Source organism: Kitasatospora sp. NPDC090091, assembly GCF_044747365.1.
GTDB lineage: Bacteria > Actinomycetota > Actinomycetes > Streptomycetales > Streptomycetaceae > Kitasatospora.
The window spans coordinates 203,961-214,144 of sequence record NZ_JBIVDY010000018.1 but is presented as its reverse complement, the minus strand read 5'-3'; the positions used below and the strand labels follow the sequence as shown (position 1 = coordinate 214,144).

The following is a 10,184-nucleotide window of genomic DNA, read 5'->3' as shown; positions in this document are numbered from 1 at the left end:
AACACCTCATCGCCACCTGGACCGGCACCTGCCCCACCTGCCGACAACCCGCCCCATGGCAGACCTACGACACCACCTAACAAAGCACTACTAGGGCTCGGGTGCGTAGCCGAGGACGTACCCCGCCGACTCCAGGGCCTCGGCGGTGAGGCGGACGTCCGTCAGCCGCTCGGCGAGGGCGAAGGCCGCCCGGGTGTGCAGACCGCCGACCGGGCGGCGCTCCCGGTCCTCGTCGGCCGGCAGGAAGCCGCAGTGCGTCAGCAGCTCGGGGATGCCCGGCGCATCGGCGTCCGAGCCGTCCCGCTGCCCCGGGAAGAGCGGTTCGAAGTGCAGCCTGGTCCGGCCGTCCTCCCACCAGTGGAAGTGGTCGACGGCGTTGACGTTGCGGAAGTGCGAGACCAGCCGGGTGCCCTCGGCAAGGCCCGGGAGGAGCGTCCAGGTCGTGCCGAGGTAGCCGTTCACCTCGACCGCCAGCGCCCAGCCGTCGAGCCGGGTGACGGCGATGAGCATGCGGTCCTGCTCGTCGTCGCCGAGCGTCTCGTCCTCGCCGTCCTCGAACGCGTCCCAGGCCTCCACCACCGCCCGCAGACCGGTGACCCGCCGGCCGGGGAGGGCGGCGAACCGGTCCAGCAGCTCCTCCTCGGAGAGCCCCTGGACGAGGGTCAGGCAGTACGCCTCGGCGAGGTCGGCGTAGCGCTCGCCGAACCAGGTGAAGTCGGTTGCATGTGCGGCCATTCCGCCATGCTCTCAGAGCGGTCGGACAGCCGGCCCGCCGGCCTGACGGCGGGCCGGCGGGGCGGGCCGGCGTCCGCGGTCAGTGCCAGACCGGTGCGTCCGTCCCCCAGCGGCCCGGCGGGCGGGTCCAGTCGGCGGGACCGCCCTGGTAGCCGACCGGCGGGAGGGCGTGGCGCAGCCGGCCGTACGGGGAGTCCGTCTCGACGATCCAGGACGCCGGGTCGTAGGGCTGGTCGTCGAGCGGCGGGATCGGCTCGATGCCGTACTGCAGCCAGGAGGCGGTGCCGGCCAGGGAGTAGCTCAGGTGGCGGCCGCCGGGGCGGCCGGTGCGCTGGTCGGTGAGCGCGCGCAGCACGCCGGCGGCGATCAGGTAGCCGGTGCCGTGGTCGAGGGCCTGGGCCGGCAGGGCGCCCGGCCGGCCGTCGGCGCCGGCCTCGGTGACGGCGATGCCGACGCCGGCCTGGACGAGGCTGTCGAAGCCGCGGCGCCCGGCCCAGGGACCGGTCCGGCCCCAGGCGTCGAGCTGGGCGACGACCAGGCCGGGACGGCGCTCCAGCAGCGCGTCGGCGGCCAGGCCGTAGGCGTCCAGGGCGCCGGGGCGGTAGCCGGTGACGACGGCGTCGGCGCCGGCCAGCAGCTCCTCGAAGACCGCGCGGTCGGCCGCCTCGGCGAGGTCGAGCCGGGTGGACCGCTTGCCGAAGCCGGTGTCGGCGTGGGCGTCCTCGGCCTCGGGCAGGCGGGGCGAGTCGACCCGCAGCACGTCGGCGCCGAGCAGGGCGAGGGTGCGGGTCGCCACCGGGCCGGCGATCACCCGGGTGAGGTCGAGGATGCGCAGGCCGGCGGCGGGCAGCGGGGCTCCGGCGAGCGGACGGACGGCGGCCTCGCCGACCGTCCGTGTCTCGACCAGGGGGAGTGCGGTGGGACGCGGCGGCGCGACGGCGACGGCGAGCGCCCCTGCTGCGTAGGCGCGTTCCTGGATCCACTCGGCGGGGTGCTCGCGCAACGTCCGGGCGAGCCGGTCGGGCTCGGTGCCGGCGGGCAGTCCGAGCGCGTCGAGCAGCCGGGCGCGGTGGTGCGGGTAGTTGGCGTGGGTGCGGACCCAGCCGTCGGCGGTCTGCCAGAAGCCGGAGAGCGGTGCGAAGCTGACGGGTGTGCGGCCGTCGATCTGCAGGTGCCGCTCGCTCACGAAGGCGGTGGCGACGGCGCCCTGGTCGATCCGGACGGCGGGCACCTCGCCGCCGTTGCGCAGTGCGGACAGCTCGGCGGCCGCCAGCGAGCAGGCCGCGACGGTGGCCCGGGCCAGCTGCCGGACGGGGAGCCGGGCGGGCAGGACGGCGTCGGGGCCGTGGAAGGAGACCCGCTCCAGCAGCACGGCGGGCCCGCCCAGGGCACCCCAGGCGTGCGCGGTGGCGGGGTCGACCGGCCTGGGGTCGGCCGACGTGGGGGCTGCCGGGGCGGGATCGCCGGCGGGGATGATCGGACGCTCTGTCATGACCGCATTCTGCGCGGGTTTCCCGGCGCTCGCCGTGACCCCCGCCACGGGCACCCGTCGCACGGGCCGACGGGCGAACCCGCCGAACGAGGACCGCAGCTCCCGGCCGACGCGTAGGGTACGAACCGGGGCCGGGGCCGGCACGCCCGGCTCCCGCCGGGGAGCGGGGGCGGACCCGGGCCACCCGTCCGAACCGACCAGGGGGCCTGCATGTCCGCGATCCACCGTCTCGACCTCGGCTACCTCGTCCGGCCCGCGTCGGAGGCGGGCGGGCCGGAGCCGCGCGTCGAACCGGTGCTGGCGTACCTGGTGCGGCGTCCGGAGGGCCTGCTGCTGTTCGACACCGGGATCGGCGCGGCCGACCCGGAGACGGAGGCGCACTACCGCCCGGTCCGGCGGCCGCTCCCGGAGGCGCTGGCCGCCGTGGGCGTGGCGCTCGCCGACATCGACCTCGTGGTCAACTGCCACCTGCACTTCGACCACTGCGGCGGCAACCCGCTGCTGGCCGGCACGCCGGTGCTGGTGCAGGCCGGGGAGCTGGCCACGGCCCGGGCCGGCGGCTACACCGTCGACGCTCTGGTGGACTTCCCGGGTGCGGTCCACCGGGAGCTGACCGGCGAGACGGAGGTCTGGCCCGGGGTGAGGGTGGTGCCCACGCCCGGGCACACGGACGGCCACCAGTCACTCGTCGTGGAGCAGCCGGACGGCGGCACGGTGGTGCTGGCCGGTCAGGCGTACGACTTCGCGTACGAGTTCGGCGGGGCGGTGCTGGCCCGGCGTGCGGCCGGCGAGGGGGTCGAGCCGCCGCTCCCCGGCGCCCGGGCCTGGCTGGACCGGATCTGCGGGTTCGGACCGCGCCGGGTCATGTTCGCGCACGACAACGCGGTCTGGGAGCCGGCCGACCTGCGCTGATCCGGCCCCGCTCCGGACACCTGCCGGGCCCCGGGCCGGCCCGACCGGCCCCGCTCCGGCCCGACCGGCCCCGCTCCGGCCCGACCGGCCCCGCTCCGGCCCCGGTCAGAAGGTGAACCGCAGGGCGCGCACCCGGTTGTCGAAGTTGGACGGGACCAGCTCCGGCTCGCCGACCGACCGGGCCGCCGGCAGCCGGGTGAACAGCTCGCGGAACAGCACCTTCATCTCCTGCCGGGCGAGGTGGGCACCGAGGCAGTAGTGCGGGCCGCCCCCGCCGAACCCGAGGTGGGGGTTGGGGCTGCGGGTGATGTCGAAGGCGTCCGGATCGGTGAAGACGGCCTCGTCACGGTTGGCGGAGGCGAAGAAGAGCACCGCCTTCTCCCCCGCCGGCAGCAGCGTCCCGTCCGGACCGCCGAGGCGGTGGTCGACGGCCAGGGTGCGGCGGAACTGGATGATCGGCGTGGCGTGGCGGACGATCTCGTCCACCGCACCGGCGAGGTGGCGCTCGGGGGCGGCGAGCAGCAGCTCCCGCTGCTCGGGGTGGGTGGTGAGCAGGTGCAGACCGTGGGCGAGGGCGTTGCGGGTGGTCTCGACCCCGGCGACCAGCAGCAGGGAGAAGAAGGCGCCGAGCTCCCGCCCGGTCAGCCGGCGGCCCTCGACGTCGGCGGTGACCAGGGCGGAGATCAGGTCGTCGGCGGGCCGGCGGCGGCGCTCGCGGCCGAGGTCGGCCACCATGCCCTGCATCCGGGCGAGCGCCCGCAGGCCGCGCCCGGGCACCCGGATCCGGCTGCGCAGCGGACGGGCGACGCCGGTGTGCTCGGAGGCGTGGTTGACCTCGTCGAGGATGGCGCGGCGGGGCTCCTCGGGGATGCCCATCATGTTGCAGATCACCTGGAAGGGGAGCTCGGCGGCGACCGCGGTGACGAAGTCCTCCGGCCGCTCCCGCTCCACCCGGTCGACCAGCTCCGCCGCCACCCGGCGGATGTCCTCCTCGGCCCGGGCGAGCAGGCGCGGGGTGAACGCCCGGGAGACGATCCGGCGCAGCTGGGCGTGGCGGGGGTCGTCCAGGTTGACCATCGAGTCGCCGAACAGCAGCCGGACCCAGCGGGCGGGTTCGGGGGTGGTGACCCCGGGGCCGCTGAGGAAGACGGCGGGCGTCCGGCCGGCCTCGACCACGTCGGCGTGGCGGACCAGGGCGTGGAAGCCCTTGCGCGGGCCCTTCCCGGCCCGGCCGCCGGCCGGCCCCTCGCCGAAGAAGAGCGGGCCGGGGAGGCGGCGCAGCGCGGCGAAGGCGGCGGCGCGGTCGGCGGCGGGCAGCCGCCAGAAGGCGGGGTCGGCGAGGTCCGCGGGGACGCCGACGCCCGCCGGGTCGGTCACTGTCCCCATGTCGCGCCTCCGGTCCGGTCGTTGCTCTCTCATGGTGCCTGGGTGTGCACATTAAGTGACCGATCGGTGACCGTTGTCAAACCGCACCGACCGTACGACGATCGGACTTTGAGGCGGCGTCACAGGCCCGGCGGCCCCGTAGGTGGGTGGACGCGGCGGGCCGGGCGGCCGGGCATGCTCTCACGGGGCGGAACCGGCCAATACCGGAGGGGGCGGTACGGACCGGCGGGGCCGGATGCGACGATGAGTGGCATCGTGATGACCGACCGGATCCGCTCGCTGCGCGCCGTGGTCTTCGCCGCGCTCTGCGTGGCGCTGGCCGCCACGGCGCACGTCGCGATGGCCGGCACCAGGGTCTCCGCGCCCGTCCTGGCCGGAGCGTTCACGGCCACCCTCGCGCTGACCTGGCTGCTGGCCGGCAAGCGGCGCGGGCTCGGACTGGTCAGCGCCTGGATGGTGGGCGCGCAGACCGCGCTGCACCTGGCGTTCGAACAGGCCGGGGCGCTCGCCGCCGGCCGGCCGGCCGGGCTCGGCACGACGGACTGGGCGAGTCTGCTGCTCTGCAATCCGGATCGGGCGCCCGCCGGGCTCTCACCCGTCGACCTGGCCCGGATGGCCGGGATCGATCCGGACGTCCCGCCGGCTCCGGGGCTCCGGGCCCTCGCCGCCGGTGCACATCACTTGGGCTCGCACGGCGGCTCCGCGGCAGGAGCCGCGGGAACGGCCGGCACGGGCGACGCGGGTGGCACGGCAACCGGCATGGGTGACATGAGTGGCATGGCCGGCATGGGTGACGTGCCCGGCCACGGTGCGGCCGGCCACGCCATGGCGGCCCACGGCATGTCCTTGGGGATGGTCGCGGCCCACCTGGTGGCCGCGCTGGCCTGCGCGTTGCTGCTCTGGCGCGGCGAGGCGGCCGTGGCCCGGCTGTTCGACCTGCTCGGCGTGCTGGGCGGGGTGTTGGCGGGTGCGCTGCTGGCCCCGCTGCTCGCGCTGTTCGCCCGCCCGCTCGGGTTCCGGCCGCCGGCCGCGCCCCGCTCCGCCGCCCACCGGGTGCGCCCGCCCCGGTTGGTGCTGCTGACGCACGCTCTGGTCCGGCGCGGCCCGCCGGTCCTCGCCCCCGCCTGCTGACGCGCCCTCCGTCCGACGCCCGACATCGCTCCGGCGTCCCCCGCGCGGTGGGCAGGTCGCCCCGTGCCGTGGCGCCGCCGATCGGCCGCGCCGCCGGGGCCCGCGTCCGTGCCCGCCGCCACCCCGCCGGGGTGCCGCGGCGCCCGGGCGCCCACCGACGCCGAGCGCGTGCCGCCCGCAGCGGCACCGCTCCCTCGCCTTCCCCCTCAGGACCTTCCATGCCTGACTACGACGACGCACCGGCACCGACCGGCGCCACCGTCCTACCCGCCCTGCCGGCCGTCCCCCGACCCGGGACGACCCGCCCCGCCGGCTCCGTCCTCGGCAGCACCGTCCACGGCGGCTCCGTCCTCGGCGGCACCGCTGCCCGGCAGACCGCCGGCCTCGCCCAGGCGGGTGAAGAGGGCTGCCGACCAGTCCGCCGACGGCCCGTCGGCCCCGGCCGCCGACACCACGCCGCGCAGCTGCTCCGCCCGCTCCAGCCACTCCCGGCAGGCCGCGCACCGGGCCACGTGCTTGTCCAGCCGCCGGTCCGGCACGCCGGTCGGCTCGCCGTCGAGGCGGGCGGAGAGGGCGGTGCGGAAGTGGGCGCATCTCATATGCCCATCGTCCCGCACGACTCCGCGCCCCCGACGGACCGGGTGGGCGACCACCGCGGTCCCGGGACCGGGGACCGCCGCGGTCGCGGGACGGGAGGCCGCCGTGGATGACGAGCAGCTGACCGCCCTGGCCCTCGCCGCCCGCGCGGGCCGGTCGGCGGACGTCGAGGCCTTCGTCCGGGCCACCCAGCGGGACGTGTGGCGGTTCGTCGCCCACCTCACCGACGTGCAGTCCGCCGACGACCTCGCCCAGGAGACCTTCCTGCGCGCCCTGCGCAGCCTGCCCGGGTTCGCCGGACGCTCGTCCGCCCGGACGTGGCTGCTGTCGATCGCCCGGCGGACCGTCATCGACCGCTACCGCACCGCCGCCGCCCGCCCGCGCTGCGCCGCCCTGCCGGACTGGCAGGAGGCCGCCGAGCGGCAGGGCCCGCTGCCGGCCTCGGGGTTCGAGGACGGCATCGCCCTCGGCGACCTGCTCGACCGGGTGCCCGCACAGCGCCGCGAGGCCTTCGTGCTCACCCAGGTGGTCGGGCTGAGCTACGCGGAGGCCGCCGAGGTGGCCGGCTGCCCGGTCGGCACCGTCCGCTCCCGGGTCGCCCGGGCCCGTGAGGAGCTGATAGCGCGGCTCCGGGCCGCCGAGGGCGCCGGCTCCGCGCCGCGCGGGCCGGCCGTCCGGCTCGCTGCGGCCTGCTGACGGGAGGCCGGACGCGCGCCGGTGGCGGCGGGTGCATCGGCACCGCCGCCACCGGCGGCCGGCGGCCCCCACCGGGCGGGGCTCAGGTCACGCCCGGAACGACTCCGGTCGCTCCGGCGAGGCCTCGGCCAGGGCCGTGGTCACCTCGGCGACGCCGCCGCGCAGCCCGTAGACCGGGGTGTCGGGCTGCTGGCGCCAGGAGTCGTCGATGCCACCCGCGTCCACCGTGTCGAAGCCCAGCTCGTCGATCAGCGCGCGGACGGTCCGCTTGGCCGCCTCGTCGTCACCGGCGACCGGCAGCGCCATCCGCTCCGGGTCGCCCGCCGGGCGGGGGCGCTCCAGGAGGTCCCGGGCGTAGGTGCCGTTGAACGCCTTGACCACCGGGTGGCCGATCTGGCGCTCCGTCCACCGGCTCTCGGTCAGGCCCTCGTCCTCGATCGCGTCGATCCGGCCGTCCCGCGGCTTCGGGTAGTAGTTGCCGGTGTCGATCACGGCCACTCCCTCCGCAGCCCCGTCGAACAGGCCGGAGGGGAGGTCCGGCACGGCCTTCAGCGGCACCGTGACGACCACGACCTGCGCTCCCCGGGCCGCCTCGGCGACGGCGACCGGGGTCGCGCCGGTCTCCTCGGCCAGCTCGGTCAGGGTGTGCGGGCCCCGCGAGTTGGCCACGGACACCTCGTGCCCGAGTGCGGTGAGCCGCCGGGTGAGGTTGCCGCCGATCTGTCCCGCGCCGATGATGCCGATCTTCATACTGGGAAGTCCTTTCGGTCCTGCCGTGACGGGGTGCCGCAACTGGCTCCAACCCCCGCCCGGGCGCGGCTATTTCCGGCGGATCGCCCCGGTCGGCCGTCACCGGGGGCGGCCGGACGCGACCGGCATTACGCGCCCGGCCGGGCGCGCGACCGGATCGCCCTCGCACTGGACGTACTTGGGCGATTCGGGCGTACGCCCCGGGGGCACCTCCCGGCCGGAGGCCGGAGGAGGGATGCCCGGCGTCGTGCGCCCGGCAAGATCGGCCGGCCAGGGCCCTAGGGTGTGCTGATGGAGCAGCAGGCGGGCGAGGGAGTGCCGGTGGGCGGGGACGCGCGGGTGGCCGCGGGCGGGCGGGCCGACGTCCGCCCGGTGGACGACCTGGGCTCGGCGGTGCCGCTCGGCGGCGGGCCGGTGCGGCGGGTGGTGTCGCTGGTCCCCTCGCTGACCGAGGCCGTCGCCGCCACGGCACCCCACCTGCTGGTGGGCGCCACCGACTGGTGCACCCACCCCGCCGGCCTGACGGCCACCCGGATCGGCGGCACCAAGAACCCCGACGTCCGGCGGATCACCGCACTCGCCCCGGACCTGGTCCTCGCCAACGACGAGGAGAACCGCCGCCCGGACCTCGACGCGCTGCGGGCCGCCGGGCCGGCGGTCTGGGTCACCGACATCCGCACGCTGGACCAGGCCTTCACCTCGCTGCACCGCCTGCTCACCGTCGGCTGCGGCCTGCCCCGCCCCGCCTGGCTGGACGCCGCCGAGGCCGCCTGGGCCGAGACGGGAGCGCTCGCGCTGCGACCGCGCCGGAGCGCCGTCGTGCCGATCTGGCGCCGCCCGTGGATGGTGCTGGGCCGCGACACGTTCGCCGGGGACGTGCTCCGCCGCCTCGGCGTCGATCTCCTCCACGCCGACCACCCCGACCGCTACCCGGCCGTCCCCCTGCCGGAACTCCTCGCGTGCGATCCCGACTTGGTCGTCCTTCCGGACGAGCCCTACCGGTTCACGGCGGAGGACGGCCCGGAAGCGTTCCCCGGCATCCCGACCGCGCTGGTCAGCGGCCGGCACCTGACCTGGTACGGGCCGTCGCTGGCGGAGGCCCCGGCCGTGCTGGCCGCCCAGCTGCGCGCGGACGCCGCCCCGCAGGCCTGAGCTTCACAGCCGACGCCGCGCCCGAATCCGCGCCGAATCCGGGCCGCGATCGGCCCGACCCCGGCGGCCGACGTCAGAGTCCGATCATCGTAGGATGTCGCCTTCTCGCCGGGCCGTCCGGCGAGGCATCAGGGGGCGGGATTCCATGCCAGGGCACGCGCGCACGCCGGAGCAAGAGCAGGGCCACCTGCGGGGGACGAACCACGGGCGGGAACCGGAGCACGGCCGGGGCCGGACCGGCGTACGACGGGCACTGGTCCTGGTCTCGGCGGCCGCCGTGTCCACGGCCCTGCTGACCGGTTGTGGCACCAAGAAGGCCGACGACACCGCCGGGAGCACGGGCGCGCCCGCCCCGGTGGCGACCACCACCGGCGCGGAGGCCACGCCGTCGCCGTCCGCGACGCCCTCCGCCGACGCCTCGCCGAGCGCGAGCGCGACCACGAGCCCCACCGCCGGCCGGAGCGCCTCACCGAGCGCGACGGCGGGCAAGTCGGGCAAGCCCAGCCCGACCGCGACGCCGAGCAGCGCCAAGCCGAGCACCGGCACCAAGCCCGCCGACCCGGCCCCCAAGGCCGCGCCCGCACCCCCGCCCGGCCCGGCCGCGGTGGTGCCGGCGCCCGCACCGACGCCCAAGCCCGGTCCGGTCGCGCCCACCCCGCCGCCGGCTCCGCCGACGCCACACGTCCCGCCGCTGCAGAGCGGCTGCACCCCCACCAAGCCCCAGCCCGACGAGCCGAAGGAGGCGGTCGGCGCCGCCCTCACCGCGGCCGCCGGCCAGCCCCGCACGCTGAACCTCAGCAACGGCGGCACCGACAAGCTCCCGCCGCTGCCGGTCAGCCTGGTCAAGGCGATCGCCTGGCAGGAGAGCGGCTGGCAGTCCGGCATCCTCGCGTGCGACGGCGGCATCGGGACGATGCAGATCATGCCCGCCACCGTGAGCTGGATGAACAGCAAGTTCGGGACGACCTCCGACCCGAAGACGCTCAACGGGAACGTCCAGCTCGGCACCCAGCTGCTGGACTGGCTGGTCGCCTACTACGGCGACTCCTCCTTCGGCGGCAAGTACGACCTCTCCCCCGACCCGGCCACCGGCAAGACGCCGCTGCTCGACCTGGTCATCGCCGCGTACAACGCGGGGGCGGGCAACGTGCACTACAACACGGTCACCGACCCGGCCACCGGCGCGACCACCGGCAGCCTGGTCATCCCCAACCCCGGCTATGTCGCCAACGTCAAGGCGCTGATGTCCAGCGCGCCCTGGAACAAGGCGGGCTGACCGGCAGAACGGGCGAGGGCCCGGTGGGAGCGGCGATCCGCATCCCACCGGGCCCTC

General features: G+C 76.8%; 10 protein-coding genes. 5 read left to right on the top strand and 5 right to left on the bottom strand.

Annotation, left to right across the window (positions count from 1 at the left end; all coding sequences use genetic code 11):
• Window positions 1-90: 90 nt before the first annotated feature.
• Complete coding sequence (locus ACIPSC_RS28760; protein ID WP_400829329.1) at window positions 91-735, bottom strand: DUF6461 domain-containing protein; 645 nt, start codon at window positions 733-735, stop codon at window positions 91-93.
• A gap of 79 nt (window positions 736-814) precedes the next feature.
• Window positions 815-2,227, bottom strand: a complete 1,413-nt coding sequence (locus tag ACIPSC_RS28755) for a CoA transferase (protein ID WP_400829326.1) — start codon at window positions 2,225-2,227, stop codon at window positions 815-817.
• Window positions 2,228-2,437: 210 nt separating this feature from the next.
• On the opposite strand from ACIPSC_RS28755, the gene ACIPSC_RS28750 reads away from it, so the two are divergent.
• Window positions 2,438-3,139 (top strand): MBL fold metallo-hydrolase, encoded by a 702-nt coding sequence (locus ACIPSC_RS28750; RefSeq protein WP_400829324.1) that lies wholly within the window; start codon window positions 2,438-2,440, stop codon window positions 3,137-3,139.
• Between the two features lie 105 nt (window positions 3,140-3,244).
• Here ACIPSC_RS28750 and ACIPSC_RS28745 read toward each other — a convergent pair whose 3' ends face one another.
• Window positions 3,245-4,525: a cytochrome P450 gene (locus ACIPSC_RS28745; RefSeq protein ID WP_400829322.1), complete on the bottom strand. Its 1,281-nt coding sequence runs from the start codon at window positions 4,523-4,525 to the stop codon at window positions 3,245-3,247.
• Between the two features lie 243 nt (window positions 4,526-4,768).
• Between ACIPSC_RS28745 and ACIPSC_RS28740 the strand changes: the two genes are divergently transcribed.
• A complete protein-coding gene (locus tag ACIPSC_RS28740; RefSeq protein WP_400829320.1) occupies window positions 4,769-5,656 on the top strand; it encodes a hypothetical protein in 888 nt (295 codons plus the stop codon).
• Between the two features lie 263 nt (window positions 5,657-5,919).
• On the opposite strand, the gene ACIPSC_RS28735 is transcribed toward ACIPSC_RS28740, so the two are convergent.
• Entirely contained in the window at window positions 5,920-6,255 is a 336-nt protein-coding gene (locus ACIPSC_RS28735) for a zf-HC2 domain-containing protein (RefSeq protein WP_400829318.1), read from the bottom strand.
• 103 nt (window positions 6,256-6,358) lie between these two features.
• Here ACIPSC_RS28735 and ACIPSC_RS28730 point away from each other — a divergent pair, with 103 nt between their 5' ends.
• Window positions 6,359-6,949: a sigma-70 family RNA polymerase sigma factor gene (locus ACIPSC_RS28730; protein WP_400829316.1), complete on the top strand. Its 591-nt coding sequence runs from the start codon at window positions 6,359-6,361 to the stop codon at window positions 6,947-6,949.
• A gap of 87 nt (window positions 6,950-7,036) precedes the next feature.
• Here ACIPSC_RS28730 and ACIPSC_RS28725 read toward each other — a convergent pair whose 3' ends face one another.
• Window positions 7,037-7,741: an NADPH-dependent F420 reductase gene (locus tag ACIPSC_RS28725; RefSeq protein WP_400829314.1), complete on the bottom strand. Its 705-nt coding sequence runs from the start codon at window positions 7,739-7,741 to the stop codon at window positions 7,037-7,039.
• A 249-nt stretch (window positions 7,742-7,990) separates the two neighbouring features.
• Between ACIPSC_RS28725 and ACIPSC_RS28720 the strand changes: the two genes are divergently transcribed.
• Together ACIPSC_RS28720 and ACIPSC_RS28715 are read left to right on the top strand one after the other, a co-directional pair.
• Entirely contained in the window at window positions 7,991-8,851 is an 861-nt protein-coding gene (locus ACIPSC_RS28720) for a helical backbone metal receptor (protein WP_400829312.1), read from the top strand.
• Window positions 8,852-8,996: 145 nt separating this feature from the next.
• Window positions 8,997-10,127, top strand: coding sequence for a lytic transglycosylase domain-containing protein (locus ACIPSC_RS28715; protein WP_400829310.1), 1,131 nt, complete (start codon window positions 8,997-8,999; stop codon window positions 10,125-10,127).
• The last annotated feature ends 57 nt before the right edge of the window (window positions 10,128-10,184 follow it).

Excerpts from the sequence above, each read along its gene's own strand:
- ACIPSC_RS28740 (WP_400829320.1), top strand. The coding sequence starts at position 4,769 with ATGAGTGGCATCGTGATGACCGACCGGATCCGCTCGCTGCGCGCCGTG.
- ACIPSC_RS28720 (WP_400829312.1), top strand. The coding sequence starts at position 7,991 with ATGGAGCAGCAGGCGGGCGAGGGAGTGCCGGTGGGCGGGGACGCGCGG.
- ACIPSC_RS28760 (WP_400829329.1), bottom strand. The coding sequence starts at position 735 with ATGGCCGCACATGCAACCGACTTCACCTGGTTCGGCGAGCGCTACGCC.
- ACIPSC_RS28750 (WP_400829324.1), top strand. The coding sequence starts at position 2,438 with ATGTCCGCGATCCACCGTCTCGACCTCGGCTACCTCGTCCGGCCCGCG.
- ACIPSC_RS28755 (WP_400829326.1), bottom strand. The coding sequence starts at position 2,227 with ATGACAGAGCGTCCGATCATCCCCGCCGGCGATCCCGCCCCGGCAGCC.
- ACIPSC_RS28715 (WP_400829310.1), top strand. The coding sequence starts at position 8,997 with ATGCCAGGGCACGCGCGCACGCCGGAGCAAGAGCAGGGCCACCTGCGG.
- ACIPSC_RS28735 (WP_400829318.1), bottom strand. The coding sequence starts at position 6,255 with ATGAGATGCGCCCACTTCCGCACCGCCCTCTCCGCCCGCCTCGACGGC.
- ACIPSC_RS28745 (WP_400829322.1), bottom strand. The coding sequence starts at position 4,525 with ATGGGGACAGTGACCGACCCGGCGGGCGTCGGCGTCCCCGCGGACCTC.